Below are 22,947 nucleotides of genomic sequence, written 5' to 3'. Positions count from 1 at the left end.
GGCGATGCTGGTGCTGGTCACCCAGCGCAGCGTGGCGCCGCCCGGCCCCGGTGTCTCGATGCTGCTGGCCTGGAGTGCGCTGCTGCTGGCGCTGGCCTGGACCCGCCGTCCCCACCTGCTGGCGCTGAGCGCCGCCGTGCTGCTGGGCGCGGGGCTGCTGGTGCAGCTGGACATGGGACTGGGCGCGCGCGACACCGCCTGGCTGCGGCACTTCCAGAACACGGCCGCCCTGCTGGCGCTTGGCCTGCCGCTCGGCCTGCTGCTGTTCTCCGGGTTCGCCAGGGGCGCCGTGTCGCGCCCGCTCACCGAACGCCTGCTGCTCGTGCTGGCCGGGGCCGCCCTCGCCGCTTTGCTGGCGCAGGTATGGCTGGGCGACGAGACCGGCGTGTTCGAGCTGCAGCCGGTGGAATTCGCCAAGCTGGCGCTGGCGGCCCTCAGCGCGCATTGCCTGGCCCTGGCCGCCGATGCGGGCGCTGCCGGCGCCGGCAAGCGCGACTGGCGCTTCTGGCTGCGCATGGCGGCGCCGGTGCTGCTGTTCGTCTTCCTGCTGGCGGCGGCGCTGGTGCGGGTCGACGATTATTCGCCGCTGGTCCTGCTGCTGGTATGGGCGGGCGCGATGGCGCTGGCCTGGTGCTGCGCCAGCGGCCGCAAGGGCGCGGCCTGGCTGCTCGGCGGCGTGGCCTGCGTGGCGCTGCTAGGCGGCGCGGCGCTGCAGCGCTCGGCCGGCGCCCTGGGCGAGGCCGGATTCTATCCGGAACGCTTCCAGGTCTGGAGCGATCCCGGCCTGCATCCGCACACCGGCCAGCAGATGCTGCTTGGCCTGCGCGCCGTGGCCCAGGGCGGCTGGTTCGGCGCCGGCGGCGCGCTCGGCTTGGACGCCCTCGGCCAGCCGGCCGGCGAGGCGCTCGCGATTCCCGCGGTGCAGGACGATTTCGCGCCCTCCTGGCTGCTGCACCGCCACGGCCTGGCCGCGGCCCTGGCCCTGTGGAGCGTCCAGGCACTGTTCCTGGCGGCGCTGCTGCGCACCGCGGCCCAGGCATGGCGGCGCGCGTGCGAGGCCGGCGACTTCCGCCGCGCCTGGCTTGGACGCTTCCAGTGCTTCGCCCTGTGCGGCGGCGCGGCCTTCGTCGCCGGCCACCTGCTGCTGTCCTGGGGCACCAACCTGGCGATGTTCCCGATCATGGGCCAGCCCATGAGCTTCCTGTCGTCGGGCGGCTCGCACCTGCTGTTTTTCATCTGCCCCCTGCTAGCGTTCGGCATGGCGAGCGTCCAATTTCACGAGGAGAGTCAATCATGCCGGTCTATGTCCAACACGAAGTCCTAGCCAAGGTCAGCGATGTGTTCAACGCCGAAGCCCTGTGGCAGGCGCCGGGCCTGGCGCTGTTCGCGCGCCGCCCGCTGCTGCGCGACCTCCTGGAGCGCAGCCCGCGCGAGCAGCGCGGCCGCGCGGCGACGCGCTGCTTCTCGCACGTGACCCTGATGCTGCCGCAGGACGAGGTCGACGACGACCGCCACCTGACCCGCGGCGCCCGCGTGCGCGACCTCGCGCAATCGCTGGCGGCCCTGCACCAGAAGGACTTCGCCGACCTGCTGAACGGCGACGAGGTGCGCTACCACGTGGTCGGCACGGACGGCGTGGCGCCGGGCGAAGTGAAGGTGAAGTTCGGCCATGCGGTCTACCTGCCGGCGCCGGGGGAACAGGTGCTGTACACGGTCAGCGCCTCGACCGACAGCGCGGTCTGGCGCCCGGTGTGCGCGATCTATCCGAACCAGCGCCTGACCCTGGTCGGCATGGATGCCGCCAGTGCCACCTACGCGGTTCCCGGCTGGCCCTTCGGGCCGGAAGGCGGCCTGCTGCTGGTGAACGACGAGCCGGGCGCGCCGGTCGAACTGCAGGTACGGCCCAAGGATGCCTTCGCGTGCAGCTTCGACGCCGCCAATGGCTACTACGTCCTGCGCGCCAAGGGCAATACCGGCGCGCGCCTGCTGCTCAAGATCAGCCGCAGCGCGGCAAGCACCACGGTGCCGGCGCCGCCGCGGCCCGCCGCCCCGCCAAGCGCCCAGCCGCAACGCCCGCCGGCGGTCTGGAAGCCGCGCGGCGCGCTGGTCCAGGCCGACATGACCGCGATGCCGCTCGCCGCCGCCCACCCGCCGGCCGCCAGGGCGCAGCCCGAGCTTGCCGACGCCACCTATGCCCCGGTGGCGCGCCACCGCATCACCCTGGCGGCGCTGGCACTGCCGCGCCTGAGCCGCTACCGCGACACCGGCGCCCAGGCGCTGGAAGTCGGCCTCGACACCCGGCTGCTGCCTGCCGCGCCCGGCAAGGACAACGTGATCCGCTTCGCAGTCGACGAGGCCGACGAACTGCATGCGATCACCGCCGCCGGCAGCCAGCGCATCGCCGTGCCCGCGAACTTCGCGCCGCTGGAGAACGCCGACATCCGCCTGCTGGCCGCGCCCGGCGCGCTGGCCGAGCGCTATGCCGCGCTGCTGGTGCTGCCCGAAGGACCGGTCCAGCAAGCCCTGCCCGGCACGCGCATGAATTTCGGGCGCGGCATGCCGTCGCTGGCGGCGCTGCGCATGCTCGACACGCCCCAGTTCCTGCGCCAGCCCGAGGGCGCGGCCGGCAGCGCCGACCGCCTTGGCCTATCGCGCAACGCCTTCAGCTGGGAAGCGGATGCCGGCGGCCTGCGCGTGGCGCGCCTCTCGAGCAGCCAGGCCTTGTACCACCTGGACGAGCAACTGCGGCTGGTCGCCCAGATCGAGGAAGCGACCGCCGAGCAGCCCTACCTGGTCCCGCCCGGCCATCACCTGGTGGCCGGCCACTACGTGCTGCGCTTCGACGCCTGAGGGCAGGCATGGCCACCGTTCTCCTCGCCTTCGGCGCCGGCCTGCTGCTCTCGCTCTGGGCCTGCGCCTACCTGACGCCGCGCGCCTGGTGGCGCCGGCCCAATTTGCGCGCGGGCGGCGCCCTGGCGGCCGGCACCGCGGTCCTCGGCACCTCGCTTTACATGATGGCTGGCGCCCCGGACCGGCACGCCGCACCCGCGGCCCTGGCTGTATTGCCCGCCGCCCCGATCGCCGGCGCAGCCTACCGCGCCCACGATGCGCTGAACCTGCGCGCCGCCACCGGCACCGACGCACGGCGCCTGGCCGTCGTGCCGGCAGGCAGCCGGGTGGTCGCGACCGGCCGCCGCGAAGGCGACTGGTGGCAGGTGAGTGCGCAGGTCGACGGGGTGCGCCAGGAAGGCTGGGCCAGCAGCCTGTGGCTGCGCCGCGCCGACGAGCATCGCTAGGTGGCCGGCCTGCTACTGTCGCAGCTGGAACGGGCCGACGCCGAACCGGGACGCGGCGCGGGCGCATCGGACAGGCGCGACGGCGAGCGCCGCCAGGTCCGGGCGGACGCGGTCGGTGCCGGGGCTCCGGCGGCGGTGGAATGGACTTCTGGGAATGCCGGACCAGCCCTAGGACTCGTCCGGCGCCGGATAGCGCATGGGGTTGAAGTACAGCCCCTTGGCGCACTGGGTCGGCGCCACCCGCACGAAGCCGAAGGCCTCGTACACCGGCACCGCGTAGTTGGAGGAATTGACCGTGAAGGCGCCTTCGCCGCCCTCGGCCAGGGCCGCGTCGCGGGCCACTTCCCACAGGCGGCGCGCGATGCCGCGCCGGTGCCAGCGCTTGCCAACGAACAGGTGGAACAGGTGGCTGCGGTCGCGCACGGCGACGAAGCCGGCCAGCTGGCCGTCGACCAACGCCACGTGATAGACATGGCCGCGCGCCAGGAAACCGCGTACGCCCATCTCGTCGTTCTCCGCGAGGAAGGTCGACGCGCCTTCCGGCGGCGATTCATGGACGATGTACTCCTTGGCCAGTTCGCGCAGCAGCGCGGACACGGCCGGGATGTCGGCGGTGACAAGCGGTCGGATTTCCATGGTCTCTTTTTGGTCAGCGAGTGCTGGAAGCGCCAACATACCACAGATTTGAGTTGCCGCATGGCAATTTCATTGACCCGTGCCGCCGAGCACGTCTACACTGGCCGGACCATGTCCCATGCCAGCCTGAGCTCTCCGCAGACCGCCGCCGCGCCGCGCCGCAAGGTGCCCCTGACCCGTCCGCTGCGCCACCCGCGCTACCGCAGCATCTGGCTGGCCAACCTGGTGTCCAACATGGGAACCTGGATCCAGACCTTCGCCTCGGCCTGGCTGGTGGCCTCGCTGTCGAAGTCGGCCGCGATCACCTCGCTGGTCCAGACCGCCACCTATGTGCCGATCCTCCTGTTCGCCCTGTTCGCCGGCGTGGTGGCCGACGCCGTGCACCGTCCGAAATTCCTGTTCTTCTGCAACCTGTACATGGCCTGCTGCGCGGGCGCCATGGCGCTGCTGGTCTGGACAGGGCAGATCGCCAGCGGGCCGGTGCTGGCGATCACCTTCTGCCTCGGGATCGGCACCGCCTTCATCTGGCCGGCCTGGCAGGCGGCCCTGTCAAGCCTGGTCGAGCCCGACGAGGTCGAGGCGGCCGCCACCCTCAACAACCTTTCCTACAACCTGTCGGCCGTGATCGGCCCGGCCCTGGGCGGATTGCTGTTCGGCTGGATCGGCCCGGGCGCCCTGTTCCTGGCCAACGCGATGTCCTTCGCCGGCCTGCTGGCCGTCTACTGGCTGTGGTGGCGCGAGCGCGCGCCGCAGGCCGCGGTGCGCGAGGACTTCCGCGAACGCTTCCGTCACGGCCTGCGCTGCGCCATCGGCTGCGCGCGCTACCGCCGCATCCTGCGCAACGTGTGCTCGGTGTTCTTCGCCACCATCGCCTTCGCCAGCCTGCTGCCGGTGTTCGTGCGCGACGTGCTGCGCATGAATTCGGGGGTCTACGGCACCCTGATGGGCTGCCTGGGCGGCGGCGCCGTCATCGCCGCCTTCTTCCTGCCGCAAGTGCGGGCGCGGGTCGACAAGACCGGCGTGCTGGCCGGCGCCCTGTTGGTTTACGGCGCCATGTTGCTGGCCATGCCCTTCATCCGCTCGCCCATGGTCCTGATGCCCCTGATCGTGTGCGGCGGCATGGCCTGGTCGGCCACGGTCTCGACCCTCAACGCCGCGGCCCAGCTGTCCTTCCCGGCCGAGGTGCGCGCGCGTACCCTCTCGATCTACCTGTTCGTGATGTCGGGCGGCTATGTTGCGGGCAGCCTGTTCTGGGGCCGGGTCGCCGACGCCTGGGGCGTGCGCGTGGCCCTGGCCGCCGCCGGCGCCTGCGTGGTGGTCAATGCCCTGGTGCTGGCCACCGGCGGCCGCAAACACCCCATCTAATCGAAGCTTTGAAAGCGGGCGCGCCGTAGTAAAGTAGCAAGGTCAGTCCATCTACCTTGCCGATGCCGCCATCCATCCTCGCCTTCCACCTCGGTCCGCGCTTCGACGCCGCGGTCGCCAGCCATACGGGCTACGGCCCTGCCGCCCGTCCCGAGAACCAGGATAACTTCGTCGTCATCGATGGCGGCGGCCAGGCCTGCCACCTGCACGGCGGGCAAGCGCGCCGGGTCACGGTCGCGGGCTGGCCCCAGGGCCATGCACGGGTTGCGGTGCTCGACGGCATGGGCGGCCACGGCCACGGGCGCGAGGCGGCGGAAGCCGTCGCCGCCGCCCTGCTCGCCGTGCCGCCCTGCACCGGCGCCGGCGAACTGGCCTTCCGGCTCGACGCCCTGCATGCCGAACTGCAGCACCGTTTCCTGGTGGACGATGGCCTGCCCCGTCCCGGGACCACGCTGACCCTGCTCGAACTGCCCCTGGACGGCGACGCCTTGCTGTACCACGTGGGCGATTCGCGCCTGTACGAACTGGCGCCCGACGGCGCTCATGCGCTGACCGTCGACCACGTCCCGGCGACGGCTGCGGCCATGGCCGGCCGGCTGGACGAAGCGGGCTGGCGGCGCCAGGTGCATGGCCGGCATGCCCCCCAGATCGCCCAGGCTTTCATCCTTGGCAACGCTTTCACCGATCCGGCCCGGCTGTCCGACGCCCTGTACCCGCTCACGCCGGAGCGGCTGCCGGCCTGGCTGTCCGCCATGCCCGACCGCCGCGCCCTCGCCCTGCGCCCGAACCGCGCCTACCTGCTGGCCACCGATGGCTTCTGGTCCTGCGCGCAGCCCGACCTGTTTGTCGGCGGCTGGCCGCAGCTGCTCGCCGGTTGCCGGGACGCGGCCGGGATCGTGGAGCGGCTGTTCGGCGCCATCGAGCACGATCCGCCACCCGGCCTGCTGCCGGACAACCTGACCGCCCTGGTTTTGCTCCCGTCCTTGCTTCCGTCGCCGCTGCCGCGCCATGCGGACGAGACTGCGCTGCCCGAAGCGGATGGATAGTTACTTAAAGAAAATAATGTTGTTAATCAACTTAGTCGCCGCGCCACAGGCCGCCAAAACAGCGTAAGCTAGCAATATTGCCGACTGAACGATCCATGCGCTTCCGCCCAGCTCATCAATGAACCGCTGCCGCAATCCCGATCATCCGCACTGCACCGTCTGGGTCCTGCCCGGCGATGCGGTGTGCGCGCACGGACATGCGCAGCCGGCCGAGGCCGGCCCTGCTCCTGCGGCGCCGGCGCCGGGCGGCCTGCCGTCCAGCTTCGACGCCATCTCCGCCCTGCGCAGCCGCAGCGCGGCCGTGGCCGGCGAACGTGCGGCGCCCGTGCTGCAGCGCCCGCAACTGCACATCAGCGGCTTCGACCCGCGCGCCGCCGGCGGCCGCCAGGCGATCCGCCTGGAGCTGCGCGGCATGCCCATGGATTGCGCGCCCGAGGTGCGGATGCTGGTGCGCTCGAGCCTGCGCCTGCACGGGGGCGAACGCTATGCCTTCCAGCGCACCTCGCGCGGCGACTGGCGCCCGCTGTTCCTGGAATTCTCCTCGCGCGGCCTCGAGCATGGCCAGTACCGGATCGAGGTCGAGCTGCACAGCCGCCACCCGCAATCACCCGAGGCTGCCCGCACCTGGACCTGCTCGCCGGTGATCCTGGTGCCGCGCCAGGACGCCAGCCTGGGCGAGATCCACCAGGCCTTCCTGGCCACCCACAAGAACGTGCGCGTCATGGCGGACGACGCCGGCATCGCGCGTGTCAACGCTCCCGGCGGCGGACGGCTGGACATCGACGTGACGGCCCGCAATGCCTCGATCGCCCAGGTCAACCTGGAAGCCCAGACCGGCAAGATCGACCTCGGCTTTTCCACCATCGCGTGGGACGAGGACCTGATCGAGATCGACCTGCCGGCCAGCGCCACACCCCATCCCTGCGCGGCGGACAGCGCCTGCCTGGTCCATGCGGAAGCGGACTCGGCCACCCAGCGCCACGTGCGCCTGTTCGCGCTCGACGAATGCGTGCTGGGACGTTTCGAAACCCTGGCGCCGGAGGCCGACCTGTTGCTGGCGCATTACGGCGAGCACGGCGAAGACCACGGCGGGCTCACGCGCCGCATCTCGGGCCGCCATGCGGTAGTCCGGCGCGGCCGCCTGGGCTGGGAAATCGAGGATGTATCGCGCTACGGCCTGCTGGTCGACGGCGTCTGGCCAGGGAAGCACACGCCGGTGGCCCTGCGCCCCGGCATGCGCATCGAACTGACGGCCAGCATCAAAGGCATCGTGAGCCTGGAAGTGACGGCCGTGACGGCGCACGCCCTCGTCCTGCACCGGCTGGATGGCGGCGCACAGGCGGAATGCTTCTACCTCATGGCGCCGGAGCAGGAACCAGCCACGTCCCCCGGCGCCTGCCTGCCGCGCGCGAGCGCCCTGCCGCTGCTGTTCCACCGCGACGGCGGCTTCTGGCTGCGCGACCAGGCGAGCGGCAAGGACACAGCGCTCGCTCCCGCCATGGAGGGCGAGCGTCTTGGCGGCCTGGGCCAGCGGGCAAGGTTTACTGCCAACGCCTATCCGGACACGCGCGTCGACCGCCGCGGCGCCGGCGAGCGCCGGAGCCGCGTCCTGGCCCCCATCTACCACGCCTGAGCGGTCGGCCCGGGGTTACACGCCGGACGGGCGCAGCACCAGGAAGATCAGCGCGGCGCCAGCCAGCAGCGCGGCTTGCAAGGCAAAGACGATGGCGGGAACCTGGAGATGTTCAGGAATTTTCATGGCGCATCCTTTCAGCAGAGAAGGAAACACCGGCAGGAAAATCCGGTCGGTTGTTCCAGCTTACTCCTGTCGCGAAAAAAACGCGCGCTAGCCTCGAAATAGTGTGTCACGTACCATTCAGCCTGCCTGTTTGAGCGCCCTCCGATGTCCACGAATCGATACCCGTAGTTGCGCGCGCCAATACCGGGACGCGATGCGCTTCCAGGCGGAATCTGTTTGCTCCATAGTTGGCCATCCACTCACTGCCTGGAGCGAACACATGAAGACAAGCGGCTTGCGTTGGCTGGCGCGATTCCTTACCGCATTCGCCTGCGGTTTGTTGCTGTCGATGGTTTATTTGACCTTGGCCTATCCAGTCATTCCATTTCACGGACTGCTGCAGTTCAAGCTGGCATCGTGGCTGGACAGCATCGTCAAATCCGCGCTGCTATTCCTTCCCGTCTGCCTTGTCGGCCAAGCAGGTCTCCCACAGCTTGTGGTCTACGTAACACCCATTACCTTCTTTACCCTGGCCATCGCATCCGCTGGCGGCTCTTGGGGCTTTCCTTCCATATCGACGGTCCTCAAGATTGCGGCCCTCCCTGTTGCAAGCGCGTGCATTGGCGCGGTTCTCATGCTGGTAGCGCATGCGCTGGTAATCCGCCGAACGCAATCCGGGGACACGTAATCTGACCGCAGAGCCGGTCGGCAGTTCGGCGTCCCATGCTCATGGGCGAAGCATGCCTGGACTCGGCTTAGTGTGCCTTCGCAGCGCCAAGCTCCACCATGCGCTTGTTCAGGTAGGCGAGCCGCCCGGCATCCTGCTCCACCGCCGCCATCTTCTTGAGGATGCTCAGCTGCGCCGTCCTGAATGCTTCTTTCGCCGGAACAATGATATCGGGCGTCACGCCGACGCCTTCCCAATTCGACTGCGTGACCGGGCTGATCGGACGGCCCAGCGGCATGAAGACGCTGAAATGCGGCGACAGTCGGCGGTCGTCGCCGGGATGCGCGCCGCCGCCGGTGGTCTCGCCGACCACGGTCGCGCGCTTGAGGTTCTTGAGGGCGTAGCTGAAATCTTCCGCCGCCGAGAAGGTCTCCTTGCTGGTCAGGATGAGGACGTCTTTCTTCTGGCCATAGCGCAGGTCCGGCGCCACCGCCGCGCTCCAGCGCTGCTCGAGGCGCTCGCCCCTGAGATAGCTGAAATCGTTCAGGCGCACCGGCTGGTCGAACAGGTAGCCGGCCAGCAGCTTCACGGTGGCGGCGTCGCCTCCGAGGTTCTCGCGCAAATCGATGATCAGGGCGTCGGTGTGGGCCAGCACCCGCATCGCGGCCGCGATCGTCTCGCCCGCATCCTTTGCCGAGAAAAAGCCGTTCAGCTCCAGGTAACCGATGTTGAACGGGAGGTGCTCGATCCTCCTGACGCCGAAGTTCTCCGAGCGCATCATCGCCAGCTTGCCGGCCATGGCTTCCGGCGACGGCGCACTGGCAGGTGCCCTGACCGGCAGCGCCTGTGCGCTATAGCTGACGCGCAGGTGGCGGTCGTTCGTGGCCGCCTGCAGCTCCCGGGTCAAGGCTTCCGACAATGCCTGCGCGCTGGCAATGCCGTCGTAGGCGCCGCGCTGTTGCCGGGCGCGCAGCGCGGCCTCGGCCTGCCTTGCCCTCTCCGGAAAGACATAGCTGTCCTTGAGCTCCTTGACCAGGCTGTCGATCAGCTGCCGGCGGCTCTCGGCGTTCATCCGCATGTCGGCCTGCTGCGCCGGCTCGGGCGCTTGCGCGTAAGCCGGCGAAGTCGCCAGCAACGCGGCAAGGCAGGCGCCCAGGATGCTCTGCAATATTCTCATTGTTCCCTCGAGGTGCGGTCACTCCGCTTGTCCGAGCAGGACATCCCACCCGTTCACCTCATGTAGAGAAAGGTTGCAAAATTTCAATAGCACCAAAAGAAATCGGATAGGCCTCAGTCGCGCCGCCAGGCGGGCGGCCACTGCGGCAGCGGAATCCGCTCGTCGTCGCCGGGAACCGGGACGAAGCGCTGCGCTTCCCAGTCGCGCGCAGCCTGCTCGATGCGGTCGCGGCTGGAGGACACGAAGTTCCAGAAAATGAAGCGGCGCCCGTCCAGCGGCGCGCCGCCGATCACCACGAAGCGCGCGCCGTCCTGCGAGCTCACCCGCACCGCCATGCCCGGCTCGGCCATGGCCATGGTGTTGTGGCCGACTTCCTCGCCGTCGATGGCGATGGCGCCGAAGGGTGCGTAGAAGGCCGTCTCTTCCGGCAAGTTGTCGAGGACGATTTCCGCGCCCGGATCGAGCTGGACGTCCAGGTACAGGGTCTGGCTGAAGGTCGGCACCGGCGAGGTATGGCCGAAGGCGCTGCCGACCAGCACCCTCACCTGTCCGCCTTCGAAGCGGATCTCGGGAATCTCGCTGGCCGGCGTGTGGCTGAAGGCGGCCGGGGCTTCCTCGTGCTCGCGCGGCAGCGCGGCCCACAGCTGCAGGCCATGGGTGCGGCGCGGCTTGTCGAGCAGGTCGTCCGGCGTGCGCTCGGAATGCACGATGCCGCTGCCGGCCGTCATCCAGTTGATGGCGCCCGGTTCGATGCGCTGCTCGGTGCCCAGGCTGTCGCGGTGCATGATCGCGCCTTCGAACAGGTAGGTCACGGTGGCCAGGCCGATGTGCGGGTGCGGACGCACATCGTGGCGCGAGCCCGGCTGGGCCTCGACCGGGCCCATGTGGTCGAAGAACAGGAAGGGCCCTACCGACTGGCGCGCGGCCGCCGGCAGGATGCGGCGCACGGTGAAGCCGCCGCCCAGGTCCTTGTCGTGCGATTTGAACAGGTGTGCAATGGCCATCTCGGTTCCCGTGGTGAAAAAAGCAATGCCTTACTCTACACCAGAACCACGGCGCCGGCTTCCCGCCTTCGGCCCAGACCTTCGCCTTACTGCGCGCAGGCGAACGCGGGCCGTCGCGCCGCATCGAGGCGCAGGAAGCGCTCGACCGCGCCGCCGATGGCATCCTTGAGCGCCGGCGGACCGCCGTCATACATGTCGTTGTGACGTGAGGCCGCAAGGTCCAGGATGCATGACTGGTAGCGGCGCCTTTCCTCCGCGTCCGGCAGCACGCCCGGGTCGGCGCCGGTATCCGCGGCGCGTAGCGACAGCACCCGGATCGCGCTTGAACGCGGCAGCGCAGCGCGGCGGTTGTCCAGCGTGACCACGGCCGCGATGCCGGCCGGGTCGGTCGAGGCCAGCAAGGCCGAGCTGTCTCCACCCATCGAATGCCCTGCCAGCACCACCCGCTGCCAGTCGTAGCCGCGCAGCTTCTGCGCCAGCTCGCCATGCACGAAACGGATCGTCGTGGCGCCGCGGCGCGCCATCTCGGCCCGCTGGCGCACCATGTCGCCCTGCGGGTCCAGCCTGGCGTCGCCCGGCGCCTCCTGGCCGATGGCGGCCACCAGGTAGCCCAGGCGCGCCAGGCGCTCGGACAGGAAACCGTATTCGAGATGGCTGTTGCCGTAGCCTGGACTGAGCAGCGCCACCGGACAGGGACGCGCCGGCGTGCAGTCCGGATGCGATGCGGGGAAGTAGAGCGCCACCGGCACCGGACGGGCGCGCTCCTTGTCGAACAACGCGATCGTGTCGGAGGGTCCCGCAGCGGCGGCGGTCTGGATGTGGCAGGCGAAGGCGAGCGCCCCCAGGGCAATCAGGCGCATCGTGTCTCCTCGAGGATGGTCAGACCAGCTCGCGCACCACGCGCAAGCCGACGATGTCGTTCGACAGCGCGGCCGAGAAGCCGTTGCGCAGCGCCGAACGCAGGTAGCGCGGATTATAGAGCCAGGAGCCGCCGCGCAGGATGCGGCGGGCCTGGTCGCCGCCCAGTTCCCAGGCGCTGCCGTCGACGGGCGCGCCCTCGTAGTTCTCGTGCACCACGTCCTGCACCCATTCCCAGACATTGCCGTGCATGTCGTGCAGGCCCCAGGGGTTGGGAGCGAACATGCCGGCCGGCGTGGTGCCGCGCCGGTATTCGCCGCGCGGTCCGCCGTTGTAGGTGAAGGTGCCGTCGTAGTTGGCCTGGTCGGTGGAGATGGTGTCGCCCACATGGAAGGCGGTGTGGGTGCCGGCGCGGCAGGCGTATTCCCATTCCGCTTCGCTCGGCAGGCGATAGCGCTTGCCGGTCGCCGCGCTCAGCCAGGCCACGTACTTCAGGGCGTCGAACCAGGTGACGCCCACCACCGGGTGCTCGTCGGTCTGCGGGAAGCCCGGTGCGGCCCAGTCGACCTCGCCGCCCGGCTGCCAGCCGGTGGCCAGCACGAAGGCGCGCCACTCGCCCACCGTCACCGGATAGCGGCCCATGGCGAAGGGTTTCTCGATGCCGACCCAGTGCTGGGGCGTCTCGCGCGCCAGCCAGTTCTTCTGCGCGCCGGCCGCCATCGCGATGCGGCGCTCGTGCTCGGGAGAGCCCATCTGGAAGCGACCGGTCGGAATCAGGACCAGGGCCGGCCCTTCGCCGGCGCCGTCCAGGAAGGCATCGCGCAGCAGGCCGTGGCTGTCGGCGACCGGGCTGGCCGGCGTCGGCAGCATGGCCTGCAGCTCGGCGGCCGTGCGCGCGGCCTGTTCTTCGCGCGCCCGCTTCTGTTCGAGCAGGTAGGCCGCGGCCGCCTTTGCCTGGGCGGCCTTGCGTTCCGCTTCGTCCTGGGCCGCCTTCGCCTTGGCCGCCTCCTCGGCGCGCTTGGCCAGCAACTGCTGGCGCAGGGCCTCCTTGCGTGCGGCGCGCGCCTCCTCGGCGGCCGCACGCTCGCGGCGCTGCTGTTCGCGCTGCAGCTCGCGGCGCTGGCGCTCGATCAGGGCCTGGGCGGCCGCCGCCGCGTCGGCTTCGGCCTTGCGGCGCGCGGCCAGCTCGCGCGCGGTCAGTTCTTCGGCAGCGCGACGCGCCGCCATGCGCGCCGCCTGTTCTTCCTCGGTCGGTCCGGCGCCGAGTTCGATCGCCTCCAGCAGCGCCCATACGTTCGCGGGCCGTGCGGCGGGATCGCGTGCGAATCCCGACCGCAGCGCGGTCCACTGGCGCGGGCGCAGGGCGCGCGGCGCACGGGCCGCCGGGCCGGCAGGCAGCTCGCCCTCCAGCATCTGGTAGATCATCACCGACACGGCGTACACGTCGAGCCCGGGCTGCGGCTGGCGCTCCGGATCGGCGGCCTCGGGCGCGCGGTAGCCGGCGGTGCCGGACAGCGCCGGCGCTTCCAGCATTGCCGCGCCGCCGGAGGCGCGGGCGCGCGCCGCGATCCCGAAGTCGAGCAGCTTGACCTCGCCCTTGCCGGTGACGAACACATTGCCCGGCTTGATGTCGCGGTGCACCAGGCGGTGCTTGTCCCAGGCGTAGTCCAGGGCCTGCGCCACCGGCCGCAGCAAGCCTTGCACGCGCGGCCAGTCCAGCCGTCCCTCGCGCGCCAGCAGGCTGTCGAGGTCCTCGCCCTCGAGGTATTCCATGATGACGAAATGGCTGGCGGTGGCCGGGTCCCGGGCCCATTCGTAGACCCGCACGATGTGTTCGTGCGCCAGGCGGCGCGCGCGGGTGGCTTCCTGGATCAGGAGCTTGGCCTGGCTCGCGGCCTGGGTCGCCTGGGGCGGCAGGATCTTCAGCGCCACCTGGGCGCTGTGTCCCAGCTCGGCGTGGGTGGCCAGGTCGGTGGCTTGCCACACCTGGCCCATGCCGCCATGCGCGATCAGGCGTTCCAGGCGGTAGCGGCGGTTCGGCGGTCCCAGCTCCTGCCCCACCATCAGGCCGATCTCGGTGCCGGGCCGTACCGGCGCTTCCTGCAGCGGCTGCACTCCCTCCGGCTCAGGGGCATACTCGGCGTCGAGGATCGCGTTCTTGCGCAGGTCGAACTCGTGACGGCTCAGCAGGCCGTCCTCGTGCAGGGCGCGCAGTTCGCGGATCTTGTCGATGGCCGTCTGCATCGTTCAGGCAAGGGCCAGCGCCGCGCCGCAGGCCGGGCAGAAGCGGTCCTCGCCGCGCGCCGGGTGGCCGTGGACGCACTGGCGCCCGCCAGCCGGCGCCAGCGCGGCGCCCAGGCCGGCCTGCGCGGCCAGCGCCGCCTTGTTCACGTCGTTCTGCAGCGCCAGCAGGTCCAGCTGGTGGCGCCGGTCCTTGTCCACTTCGGCCTCGCGCCGCGCCTGTTCCTCGCGCACCAGGGCCTGCGCCTCGGCGGGCGACAGCTTGCCGCTCGATAGCGCGGCCAGCTGGTCCGCATCCATGTTGGCGTGCACCCGGGTCTTCATGAAGTCGTTCAGCAGCGCGGCGTTGGGCGCCGCGGCCACGGCCAGTTTGGCGGTGTCGTCCATCGCCGCCAGCGATTCGCCGCGCGCGATCTCCATGCGCGCCAGTTCCAGTTCGTGGGCGCGCTCGAAGGCGCGCGGCAGGTCCTGGACTTCGGCCAGGCGGGCGTCGGCCTCGATGGTGCGCAGCAGTTTTTCATGCTGGGCCAGGGCGTCGGCCTGGCCGGCGCCGCGGCGCGCGTCGCCGATGCGCTGGCGCGCCTGCTCGTCTTCCCATTCCTGCAGGCGCTCGGCTTCGCGGCGGTGGGCGGCGTTGGCCAGCAGCAGCGCCTGGTGGCGCGCCACGTGTTCCGCCTCGTCGATGTCGCGCACGCGGCGCGCGGCCTCGGCTTCGTCCTGGCGCAGGCGGGTGAGCTCGGCGTGCTGGCGCGCGGCGTCTTCGATCTGGCGCGCCTGCTCGATCTTGTTGCGGATCTGCTGCTGCAGCAATTGCTGCGAAAAGCGCTGCTGCGCCAGCTGGCGCGCCTGCACCGCCTCCTGGCGCGCCGCTTCCAGTTCGGCGCGCATGCGCACCTGGGCCAGCGCGCGCAGGTGCTGCCATTCGGCGGCTTCGTCGGCGCGCGCCGCGCTTTTCTGCGCCCGCTCGTGCTCCAGCTCGGCCAGGACTTCGGCAGCGCCGTTGCGGATCGCCTGTTCGCGCGACTGCGCTTCCAGGATGCGCCCGTACAGCTCGATCTGGCGCGCCCGCACGCCATGCGCGCGGTCGGCGCCCTGCAGCGAGAGTTCGGCTTTGGCGATCGCCTCGTCCTGGCGCAGCTCTGCGCGGCGCTGGCGCAGCTTCAGCTCCTGCTCGGCGCGGGCGATGCGGTTCCATTCCTCCGCCGTGTAAAGTTCGTCGAGGTGGCGCGCGTGCTGGATCTGCACGTGCTTCTCGTCCGCCGCCAGCCACAGGCTGCCGACCCGGGCGCGGTTGGCGTCGAACTTGTCGTGGCGCAGTTCCAGGGTGTCGACCGCCGTCACCGCGAGGCCGTATTCGGCCAGCAGCAGCTTGAGGCCGCCCTGCAGGCGCTCGTCCAGCTGCTCGCGCAGTTCGCGGTTGCCGGCCATTTCGCGGATCGAGCGCGCGCCGACGAATTCCGCCGCCAGCTGGCGCACCGGATGCGCCAGCAGCTCGCGCAGCTCGGCTTCGCCGATGGTGCCCGGCATGGTCATGAAGTGGCGCGCGAAGGGCGGCACGTTCTCGATCCTGATGCTGACCGTGAAGCGCGCGGACACGGGCAGGTGCTCGGCGGTGTGCACGTCGCCGAACTCGAAACGCACCGGCAGCGCGCCGGTGCGGGTCACGAGGATCTCGGCGTGCTGGTCGCGCAGCAGGTGGTTCAGGCGCGTGAAGAAGCCTTCGATCTCGTACTCGCCCTGGGGCACCTCGGTCGCCTTGTCGCCCTGCAGGATGAAGGCGCGCGCCGTGGCCGGCACCCGCAGCGTCTTGACGAACAGCCCCGAGAGTTCGCGTACGCCGAAGAACACGGCCAGTTCGTCGGGGCCGGCCACCCAGCGGTTCTCGCGCAGCACCGGGGCGTTGCGCGGGGCGCCGAGGATCAGGCCGCAGCCGGCGCAATAGCGGGCGTCGCCGCCATTCTTGCGCTCGCAGCGCGGGCAGCCGGCGCCTTTTACTCCGAACATCTGGAACATATCCGACTCCACTTCTCTACTTGATGTCTGCTCTACAACACCCACCGGCCGATTCTAGCAGGCCGGGGCCGGTCAAATGATCCCGATTCGCTCGACGCAGGCCAGGCTGGCGCCGCGTGCCCGCGCGTCCTCGCGCAGGCCGGGCGGCAGTGCCGCTTCCCATTCGCGCGGCAGCAGGACCCGGTCGCCCGCGGCGAGTTCGCGCAGGATCAGGGCGCACTTCGGCGCCAGCCCATCCACCGCCTCCACCCGGCCGGCATGCCAGGCAGAGGAACGGCCGGTCGCGATGACCCGCCCGCGCGCCAGGAATTCGCGCCCGCGCGCCATGCGGTCGGCCAAGACCAGGGCCAGTTCGTAGGAATCGCCCTGGAAGCGCGGCTCGCCGAAACGCACCGTGGTGCGCCATTGCCCCTGGCCGCGGCCGTCGAAATGGCGGCTGGCGGCCAGCACGGCGCGCACCTGCGCCTGCCGGGCGGCGTCGAGTTGCGGCGCAGCCACCGCGCCCTCCTCGTCCGCCGCGGCATGCGCGAACGGACGCAGGCTGACCTCGACCCAGCCCAGGCTGTCCTGCTCGCCGCCGCTGTGCAGCGGGAACCAGGCGCGCGCGCTGGCCACGCCGATGGCGGGATCGGGCTGGCCGAGCAGCGCGCCCAGGTGGGCCAGGCCTTGCGGTCCTCCGGCAATCGCGCCTTCGGGGAGCTGCGCCAGGGCGCAGCCGTCGACGCGACCCAGGTGCCAGGCGTCGGACCAGCCGTTGGCGATCACAGGCTGCTTGGGCGCCCACAGCCCGCGCACGATGCGGTCGGCCAGCACGGCCGCCAGCTCCCAGTCGCGGCTTCCTTCCGCCGGTGCGCGGTCGAGGCCCAGCACCACCTGGTCGCGGCTGTCGGCGCGCGCCTCGGTGTGGCGCGCCAGGCGCACCGCCTGCTGCATGCGCCGCGCCACATCGGGCGCATCGGGCACGCTGCACTTGACGTCGGCGCGGCCGGCGCGCGGGCGGCGCGTCGCGGTAACGCTCAGGAATCCGCCGCGCGGATCGACGCTGCGCACCACGGCGCTGTCGATGCCGCCGCTCATGGCGCCACCTCGTCGATCTCCTCGATGCGCACGGCGCGCCGCGCCGCGGTGTCGGCTTCCAGGTTGCTGACGATGCGGTCGGCCTCGTCGAACAGCGGCGCCGGCGTGACGTCGCCGGCCTGCTTCAGGCGCGCCAGCAGGGCCCAGGCTTCGTCGAGCGCGACGGCCGCCCGGCGGCTGTGACGCGCGCGGCGCAGCTGCTCGCCGCCTTCCAGGGCCTGGTTGGGCGCGGCCAGCTCCAGTGCCGGCATGGTGCCGACTCCCAGGCTGACCAGGTCGAGCCGGCGCAGCAGTTCCTGGTGCTGGCGGAACTGCGACTGGTCGGCCGGCAGCACCGCCATGCGCAGGGAGCACATCAGGCAAGGCAGTTCCAGGAACAGGCGGCGCAGCGCGCGCGCGTCCTCGCAGGCCGGGTCGAAGGCTTCCTCGTGAACGACCAGCGGCGCGGGAATGGCCGCCGGCGCGGCGCCGCTGGCGGCCAGGCGCGCCTCCAGCAGCTGCGGATAGTCGTGGGCACCTGCGTGCGAGGCGGCCAGGTCGACCGGCACGCAGTCGTCCACGGTCACGCCGAAGCGCGTGTACATCAGCTGGTTGAAGCCGGAGCGGAAGGCGTTCCACTCCTCCAGCGTGGTGCAGGGCGGGAGTTCCAGGTTGCCCTGCGCCAGCTCGTGCTGCAGCGCGTGTTCCAGCATCATGGCGAAGGCTTCCAGGCCCACCGGCCCATGGGCCTCGCTGGCCAGGAACAGGTCGAAGCGCTGCTGGGTGGCGCGCGGGTCGCTGGCGTCGATGGCAAAGCTCATCCGCAGGCCGATTTCGGGGCTGGCGGCAAACGGCACCAGCTCGCAGGTATACGGGCCGGGATGCACGGCCCAGGCGCTTTCTCCCTCGATCAGGGCCAGCCGTGCGCCCTCGCCGAGGCGGCGCGTGCGCCCTCCCCGGTCCACCAGCACCGCCGCGCAGCGCGGCGGCACGGTACAGCCGCCGGGCGCCGGCAAGGCGATGGCGCTCACGCCCAGGCTGGCGCAGGAGAATTCGACCTGCCGCAGCGGGCGCCGCAGCGAATGCTTGAACAACGAACCGAACATCAAAGTCCTTCCCGGGCCGGCTCCACAGTGAAGACCGCCCCATGCCGCTGAAAATGCTGCGCCGGCGGCGCGGCGAAGGGCCAGGGCCCCTCGCATTCACCGTCGGCGTCCAAGACCCCTTCGAGCACGAGCGAACCCGCGCCGTCCTTCACCATCACCTTCATCGATTCATGCCCGGCCAGCAGCCGCGCCGCGCGCGCCGCCTGCAGATCGAGCTGCAGGATCACCTGGGCGCCCGCGAAGTGCAGGCGCCACATGCCGTCGTCCGTGGCCAGTAGCTCCAGCGCGGCGCCGCTGTCGGCGGCGCGCAGCAGGCCGCGGCTGCCCTGCCAGGCGGCGCGGGCTTCGCCGGCCAGGCGCCGGAAGCGCCGCAGGGTCAAGGGCGAGCCTTGCAGCGCGGCGCGTTCGGCCGGCCGCAAGGGTCTGCTGCCGTCGAGCGCCGCGCGCAGTACGGCATCGTCCAGCACCAGGCGGTCGCCCTCGATCCGCTGTCCCGCCAGCAGCTGCGCCTGCAGCCTGCGCTCCAGTTCCGTCATGTCCATTCTCCGTTCTCCTTATCCGCCTTCGACAGCGCCCCTTGCAGGCGCGCGATCGCCGTGTCGCGGCGCTTGCGCAGGGTCGGCAGCGAAATCCCGTCCAGGCCCGCCAGCTGCTGCATCGTGGGCAACTCGCCGGTGGCCGGGTCCAGCCACTCGGCCGGATAGCTGTCGTCGAAGGGCCCGAGCAGCTTCAGGTAGACCGCCAGGCGCACCGGCAGCGAATCATCGGCCATGGAGCGCACCGCCCAGCTTCCGCGCTGCTGCGCGCCGGCTGCTGCCTGGATGTAGCTGGGGGGAAGAGAAACCGCCTGCGCCGCGGCGGCCAGGCGCAGCGGGTCGCCCTCGTCCGTTTCCACGGGCGCATCATGGGTCACTTCGGCCGGTTCCGCGGTATCCAGCTCGTCCTGGCGCAGTTCGAGGATGAGGTCCGGGCCCGGGGTGCTGGCCTGTTCCGACTCGCCCAGCACGCGCCAGTAGTCGTCCAGCCAGGCCGTGGCCTCGCCGGCGTCCTGCAGCCAGTCGCGATCGCGGTTGCTGGAAATCTGTTCGTAGTCGCCGATCTCGCGCAGCATGGCGCCGATCTTGTCCGGACTGGCCTTGAGGCTGGCGAAGCGCTTGGAGCGGGTATGCAGGGGACCCGGCGCGCCGCCGAAGGCTTCCAGGCTTTCGCTCCAGCGCAGCACCCATTCGGGACGGCAGTCGGCGATGGAACGCAGCCGGCGCGCCTCGATCGGCATCGCGTCGAGCTCGCGCCCGAGGATGGCGCCGACCTGCGCGGCGTGCTCGCGCCAGCCCTCGAACAGGCGCGCGATCTCGTGGAAGGCGGTGTCCAGCATGCGGTAGGCATACATGCGGTTCGGGCTGCAGGGGCGGCCGCAGGCCGCCTGGTAGTTGTCGCTGTCGACCTTGTCGCGCAGGACGGCGTATAAATCGTTGAATTTCTTGCGCAGCTGCGCTTCGCCGCCGGGCTGCTCCCAGAAGCGCCCCAGGCGCGCATGTTCGCCCGCCACGGCCGCGCACAGCGCATCCCAGTCGGCGGGACGGGCCTGGAGTTCGTAGACCAGGACCAGGGCCAGCTCGGCCACCGTGTCGCCGTAGCTGTTGCCGGCAGCCGCGCCGCGCCCGCCGCTGGCATGAATGGCGCGCGCCACGGCGTCGACATAGAGCGACAGCGCGGTGGCGCCATCCGGTTCGAGCAGCAGCGCGGGATCGAGGGGCGAGGAAGCACGGGCGAATGCCTGCAGGGAACATTGTCCCAGCAGCTTGCGGACCTGTTCCCAACCATGCTCCTGATACCGGGTTCCCGGTAAACGCATACCTACCTCGTCCTCGATTCAATCCCGCCCGGCGACATACACTGGCGGACTGAAACAGATGATGCCATACAAACACATCTTCGAGGCGCGCAGAAAGCGGCTATTTCCCCTTCTGTTCCCGCGACTGCGCCTCCATGGCGCGCAACAGGGCCGCGACGGCGGGCGCGGCATGGCCGCCGCCGGTGGCGTCCGAGTGGCTGACGAAGGCGGCGAAGGCCAGGCGCCGGGTCTGGCCTGGCAGGCTGCCAGGCTCCAGCCAGCCCATGAACCAGACCGTCGCCAGGCCGTCCGGCCCGGCCGGGGCGGTGCCGGTCTTGCCGAACAGGCCGGGGCGCAGGCGTGCGAACTCGGGGCCGCGGAAGGCGCCGGCGGCGGTGCCGCGGTCGATCACGCCCTTCATGCCGGCCCGGACCCGGTCCAGGCGCAAGCCGAGCGCTTCGCCCCGGACCTCCTTGGCGGCGCGGCCGTCCAGTTCCAGCAGCAGGCGCGGCGTCACGGTTCGGCCTTCGCCGACGGCGGCGGCCACCAGCGCCATCTGCAGGGGCGTGGCCTGCATGCGCAGCCCGATCGCCATCTGGCGCAGCTCGTGCCGGGTCAGGACCGGATCGATGGCGGAGGCGCTGGCCTGCAAGGCGTCCCACTCGGCCCAGCGGTAGTCGGGCGGCAGCAGGCCGCCGTCCAGGCGCACGGCGCTGCCGAAGCCCAGGCGCCGCGCCATGCCGGCGATGGGGCGCACCGCGTCCAGGGCCTCCACATCGAGGGCGCGCACGCCGGGTACCCCGCCCTCGGGCAGGCCCAGCAGGCTGCGGTCGCTCAATTCCCCGGTCCAGGCGAACCAGGTATTCACACTGAAGGCCAGCGCCTGCTCCAGGCCCAGGCGCCCGCCGTCGGCGCGCGCGCTGCCTAGCTGTTCGCGGAAATTGGTGACGTGGGCGCCGTGGCTTGACGCTGGATAAACGGCGCTGGCGGCGCGGAAACCGTAGCCGCCCTCGCGCGCCAGCCGGTCGATATCGGCTAGTGGCATTCCCGACAGCAAGTTGTCGAGGCGGGCATCGCCGCGGGCGGCCTGCTCCAGGCCCAGGGCGCTGACCACCTTGAAGGTCGAGCCCGGGGCCCGGTGCGCGCCGCCGTCATGCTGGAAAGCCGGGATGCGCAAGGGGCTGCGCGCCGGATCGGCGCGGTCGAAATCGCGCAGCTCCGGCCAGTGCGCCGGGTCGGCCTTGCCGGCGCCGCCGGAGGCTGCGGCCAGGATGTCGCCGCGTTCGGCGTCGAGCAGCACCAGGCCCGCCTGGCGTCCGGCCGGGGCCGCGTGCCCGCCGCTGCAGGCCTTGCCGTCCCAGCGTCCCTGGCGCATGCCGACACAGTCGAGCGCCGCCTGGGCCCGGGCCTGCAGCGCCAGGTCCAGGCTCAAGCTGGCCTGATGCCGGCCGCCGCCCAGGCGCGCCAGCATGCCGGCGACGCTGCTGCCGTGCAGGCGGTGCACGCCCAGCAGCGGACCCAGTCCCGCATCCACCGCAGGCCGGCCATCTTCCCACAACAGGGCGCCATGGCGGTCGCTCAGCCGAACCAGCGCCGGTGCACCGGCGCCCGTCCGCCCCGCCGCCGCGCCGGACAGCGCATGCCAGGCAAGGCGGCCGTCTTCGAGGCGCAGGTGGCGGTAGGCGGCATCGGCGCCGCCGCTCAGGCGCGACAGGTCGAGCGGCGCGATGTCCAAGATGACCTTGCCGGCGCCCGGCTCGGGCGTTAGCAGCAGGTGCTGGACCATCTCGCCGTCAGCGCAGGCGCGGCCGTCGCAGGCGGCGCTCACGCTGGCGCGCGCGCCCTCGACCTTGAGCAGGCGCCCGGCCAGCAGCAGCTCGGTGGGAGCGTGCAGGGCCGGGGCGCTCAGGCGCGCGTGGCCGCCGGAGCGGCCGGCGTCCCAACCCGCCACCCGGTTCCAGGGCATCCAGCCTTCCGGCAGGCGGGCGAACAGGCGCATCGCCGCCACCGGCAAGCCCTCGGCGGCCGGCACGGGCGCATCCGCCAGGCTGGCCTGCCAGTCCGTGGTGCTGCCGGGGCGCACGCGCCAGGCCACCAGCCGGCGCTCGCTGTTGAACACCCGCACCTGCTCGCGTACATAGGCGCCGTCGGCGCGGCCGTACAGGCGCCCCAGCAGGACACGGTCGCCGTCGTCGAGATGCAGGCGCTCCCAGCCCGGCAGCGGCGCCCGCGCGCCGGAATCCGCCGCCTGCCAGGCGGCCAGGTCGCGCGGCGCCAGTTCCACCAGGCCGCCCTTGCTGAGCCGCAGCAGCCCGCGCGCGCGCAGCTGCTCGAACAAGGCCTGGTCTTCCATCCCGGGCGCCGGCGCGGCCGGCACCAGGTGGCTGCCTGGGCCTAGGCGCAGGGTCAGCGCCTCGCCGTCCGCCGGATAGGCCTGGACCAGGGCCGGGCCGGCGACGGACGCATCCGGCCGGTAGCGCTGCACCAGCAGTTCGCCGGCCTGCGGGCAGGCGCGGCTCGGCCGCTGCGTGAAGCGCAGCGCTTCGCCTTGCCAGGCCAGCCACCCGCTGCGGCCCAGCGGCGCCTCGCCCTGTGCTCCACGCTGGGCCATGCCTCGGGCGGCGTCACCGATCCAGGCGGCGGGCGCGGCGGCGCTCCAGGCCAGTTTCAGGCCATGGGGCGCCTTGCCCGTCACGGTAATCTGCGGCAGGCCGGCGCCCAGCAGCACATTGCGCGGCGCCGCGCCGCCTGCCCGGGCCAGCGCCGCCGCCTCGGGCAAGGAATAGCCGATCCGCAGCGGCAGCAGCGCCGGGCGGGCCGGATCGAGCATCTGGGTGCACAAGTCGATGCGCAGCGGCGGCTCGGCGCGCGCGCCTGCGGCCAGCACCAGTGCGGCGCCGCCATGCTGGA

At 71.5% G+C, this 22,947-nt stretch carries 18 protein-coding genes; 7 read left to right on the top strand and 11 right to left on the bottom strand.

Features of this window, described 5'->3' with window-relative positions:
- The 3 genes from KBW98_RS20635 to KBW98_RS20625 form a co-directional block, all read left to right on the top strand.
- On the top strand, positions 1 to 1,324 hold a 1,324-nt coding region (locus KBW98_RS20635; protein WP_211522047.1), incomplete at its 5' end, for an FtsW/RodA/SpoVE family cell cycle protein.
- Positions 1,294 to 2,850 carry a hypothetical protein gene (locus KBW98_RS20630; protein ID WP_211522046.1) on the top strand — a complete coding sequence of 519 codons (1,557 nt, stop codon included), beginning with the start codon at positions 1,294 to 1,296 and terminating at the stop codon, positions 2,848 to 2,850. The genes KBW98_RS20635 and KBW98_RS20630, both read left to right, overlap by 31 nt.
- An 8-nt stretch (positions 2,851 to 2,858) precedes the next feature.
- Positions 2,859 to 3,296 carry an SH3 domain-containing protein gene (locus KBW98_RS20625; protein ID WP_211522045.1) on the top strand — a complete coding sequence of 146 codons (438 nt, stop codon included), beginning with the start codon at positions 2,859 to 2,861 and terminating at the stop codon, positions 3,294 to 3,296.
- Positions 3,297 to 3,464: 168 nt separating this feature from the next.
- Here KBW98_RS20625 and KBW98_RS20620 read toward each other — a convergent pair whose 3' ends face one another.
- Positions 3,465 to 3,932: a GNAT family N-acetyltransferase gene (locus KBW98_RS20620; RefSeq protein WP_211522044.1), complete on the bottom strand. Its 468-nt coding sequence runs from the start codon at positions 3,930 to 3,932 to the stop codon at positions 3,465 to 3,467.
- A gap of 60 nt (positions 3,933 to 3,992) precedes the next feature.
- Here KBW98_RS20620 and KBW98_RS20615 point away from each other — a divergent pair, with 60 nt between their 5' ends.
- The 4 genes from KBW98_RS20615 to KBW98_RS20600 all read left to right on the top strand — a co-directional run bounded on the left by KBW98_RS20615 (position 3,993) and on the right by KBW98_RS20600 (position 8,769).
- Positions 3,993 to 5,297 carry an MFS transporter gene (locus KBW98_RS20615; RefSeq protein WP_229429329.1) on the top strand — a complete coding sequence of 435 codons (1,305 nt, stop codon included), beginning with the start codon at positions 3,993 to 3,995 and terminating at the stop codon, positions 5,295 to 5,297.
- Positions 5,298 to 5,359: 62 nt separating this feature from the next.
- Positions 5,360 to 6,343, top strand: coding sequence for a protein phosphatase (locus KBW98_RS20610; RefSeq protein ID WP_211522043.1), 984 nt, complete (start codon positions 5,360 to 5,362; stop codon positions 6,341 to 6,343).
- A gap of 118 nt (positions 6,344 to 6,461) precedes the next feature.
- Positions 6,462 to 7,976, top strand: a complete 1,515-nt coding sequence (locus tag KBW98_RS20605; RefSeq protein ID WP_211522042.1) for an FHA domain-containing protein — start codon at positions 6,462 to 6,464, stop codon at positions 7,974 to 7,976.
- Between the two features lie 385 nt (positions 7,977 to 8,361).
- The gene (locus KBW98_RS20600) at positions 8,362 to 8,769 is read left to right on the top strand and encodes a hypothetical protein (RefSeq protein WP_211522041.1); all 408 of its coding nucleotides are present in this window, start codon (positions 8,362 to 8,364) and stop codon (positions 8,767 to 8,769) included.
- A gap of 67 nt (positions 8,770 to 8,836) precedes the next feature.
- Here KBW98_RS20600 and KBW98_RS20595 read toward each other — a convergent pair whose 3' ends face one another.
- The 10 genes from KBW98_RS20595 to KBW98_RS20550 form a co-directional block, all read right to left on the bottom strand.
- Positions 8,837 to 9,925: a S41 family peptidase gene (locus KBW98_RS20595; protein ID WP_211522040.1), complete on the bottom strand. Its 1,089-nt coding sequence runs from the start codon at positions 9,923 to 9,925 to the stop codon at positions 8,837 to 8,839.
- Between the two features lie 113 nt (positions 9,926 to 10,038).
- Complete coding sequence (locus KBW98_RS20590) at positions 10,039 to 10,929, bottom strand: pirin family protein (RefSeq protein WP_211522039.1); 891 nt, start codon at positions 10,927 to 10,929, stop codon at positions 10,039 to 10,041.
- Between the two features lie 86 nt (positions 10,930 to 11,015).
- The gene (locus tag KBW98_RS20585) at positions 11,016 to 11,789 is read right to left on the bottom strand and encodes a hypothetical protein (protein WP_211522038.1); all 774 of its coding nucleotides are present in this window, start codon (positions 11,787 to 11,789) and stop codon (positions 11,016 to 11,018) included.
- Between the two features lie 19 nt (positions 11,790 to 11,808).
- On the bottom strand, positions 11,809 to 14,031 hold the full coding sequence (locus KBW98_RS20580) for a bifunctional serine/threonine-protein kinase/formylglycine-generating enzyme family protein (RefSeq protein WP_211522037.1): 2,223 nt from the start codon (positions 14,029 to 14,031) through the stop codon (positions 11,809 to 11,811).
- Between the two features lie 3 nt (positions 14,032 to 14,034).
- Positions 14,035 to 16,041: a hypothetical protein gene (locus KBW98_RS20575; RefSeq protein WP_211522036.1), complete on the bottom strand. Its 2,007-nt coding sequence runs from the start codon at positions 16,039 to 16,041 to the stop codon at positions 14,035 to 14,037.
- Positions 16,042 to 16,113: 72 nt separating this feature from the next.
- Positions 16,114 to 17,118 (bottom strand): hypothetical protein, encoded by a 1,005-nt coding sequence (locus KBW98_RS20570; protein ID WP_211522035.1) that lies wholly within the window; start codon positions 17,116 to 17,118, stop codon positions 16,114 to 16,116.
- Entirely contained in the window at positions 17,115 to 18,203 is a 1,089-nt protein-coding gene (locus tag KBW98_RS20565) for a hypothetical protein (RefSeq protein WP_211522034.1), read from the bottom strand. The genes KBW98_RS20570 and KBW98_RS20565 overlap by 4 nt, the downstream gene beginning before the upstream one ends.
- Positions 18,203 to 18,745 (bottom strand): hypothetical protein, encoded by a 543-nt coding sequence (locus tag KBW98_RS20560; RefSeq protein WP_211522033.1) that lies wholly within the window; start codon positions 18,743 to 18,745, stop codon positions 18,203 to 18,205. Before KBW98_RS20560 ends, KBW98_RS20565 begins: the two co-directional genes overlap by 1 nt.
- On the bottom strand, positions 18,736 to 20,058 hold the full coding sequence (locus KBW98_RS20555) for a hypothetical protein (protein ID WP_211522032.1): 1,323 nt from the start codon (positions 20,056 to 20,058) through the stop codon (positions 18,736 to 18,738). The genes KBW98_RS20560 and KBW98_RS20555 overlap by 10 nt, the downstream gene beginning before the upstream one ends.
- Positions 20,059 to 20,158: 100 nt before the next feature.
- A partial coding sequence (locus KBW98_RS20550; RefSeq protein ID WP_211522031.1) for a penicillin-binding transpeptidase domain-containing protein occupies positions 20,159 to 22,947 on the bottom strand: 2,789 nt, incomplete at its 5' end.

The organism is Massilia sp. ST3, assembly GCF_018119405.1.
GTDB lineage: Bacteria > Pseudomonadota > Gammaproteobacteria > Burkholderiales > Burkholderiaceae_D > Telluria.
Note: the sequence above shows the minus strand (reverse complement) of the source record. Positions and strands in the feature narration are given on the sequence as shown.

What these genes read in the sequence shown, in the direction of transcription:
- KBW98_RS20630 (WP_211522046.1), top strand. Translation starts at nt 1,294, where the DNA reads ATGCCGGTCTATGTCCAACACGAAGTCCTAGCCAAGGTCAGCGATGTG.
- KBW98_RS20625 (WP_211522045.1), top strand. Translation starts at nt 2,859, where the DNA reads ATGGCCACCGTTCTCCTCGCCTTCGGCGCCGGCCTGCTGCTCTCGCTC.
- KBW98_RS20620 (WP_211522044.1), bottom strand. Translation starts at nt 3,932, where the DNA reads ATGGAAATCCGACCGCTTGTCACCGCCGACATCCCGGCCGTGTCCGCG.
- KBW98_RS20615 (WP_229429329.1), top strand. Translation starts at nt 3,993, where the DNA reads ATGGCAATTTCATTGACCCGTGCCGCCGAGCACGTCTACACTGGCCGG.
- KBW98_RS20610 (WP_211522043.1), top strand. Translation starts at nt 5,360, where the DNA reads ATGCCGCCATCCATCCTCGCCTTCCACCTCGGTCCGCGCTTCGACGCC.
- KBW98_RS20605 (WP_211522042.1), top strand. Translation starts at nt 6,462, where the DNA reads ATGAACCGCTGCCGCAATCCCGATCATCCGCACTGCACCGTCTGGGTC.
- KBW98_RS20600 (WP_211522041.1), top strand. Translation starts at nt 8,362, where the DNA reads ATGAAGACAAGCGGCTTGCGTTGGCTGGCGCGATTCCTTACCGCATTC.
- KBW98_RS20595 (WP_211522040.1), bottom strand. Translation starts at nt 9,925, where the DNA reads ATGAGAATATTGCAGAGCATCCTGGGCGCCTGCCTTGCCGCGTTGCTG.
- KBW98_RS20590 (WP_211522039.1), bottom strand. Translation starts at nt 10,929, where the DNA reads ATGGCCATTGCACACCTGTTCAAATCGCACGACAAGGACCTGGGCGGC.
- KBW98_RS20585 (WP_211522038.1), bottom strand. Translation starts at nt 11,789, where the DNA reads ATGCGCCTGATTGCCCTGGGGGCGCTCGCCTTCGCCTGCCACATCCAG.
- KBW98_RS20580 (WP_211522037.1), bottom strand. Translation starts at nt 14,031, where the DNA reads ATGCAGACGGCCATCGACAAGATCCGCGAACTGCGCGCCCTGCACGAG.
- KBW98_RS20575 (WP_211522036.1), bottom strand. Translation starts at nt 16,041, where the DNA reads ATGTTCCAGATGTTCGGAGTAAAAGGCGCCGGCTGCCCGCGCTGCGAG.
- KBW98_RS20570 (WP_211522035.1), bottom strand. Translation starts at nt 17,118, where the DNA reads ATGAGCGGCGGCATCGACAGCGCCGTGGTGCGCAGCGTCGATCCGCGC.
- KBW98_RS20565 (WP_211522034.1), bottom strand. Translation starts at nt 18,203, where the DNA reads ATGTTCGGTTCGTTGTTCAAGCATTCGCTGCGGCGCCCGCTGCGGCAG.
- KBW98_RS20560 (WP_211522033.1), bottom strand. Translation starts at nt 18,745, where the DNA reads ATGGACATGACGGAACTGGAGCGCAGGCTGCAGGCGCAGCTGCTGGCG.
- KBW98_RS20555 (WP_211522032.1), bottom strand. Translation starts at nt 20,058, where the DNA reads ATGCGTTTACCGGGAACCCGGTATCAGGAGCATGGTTGGGAACAGGTC.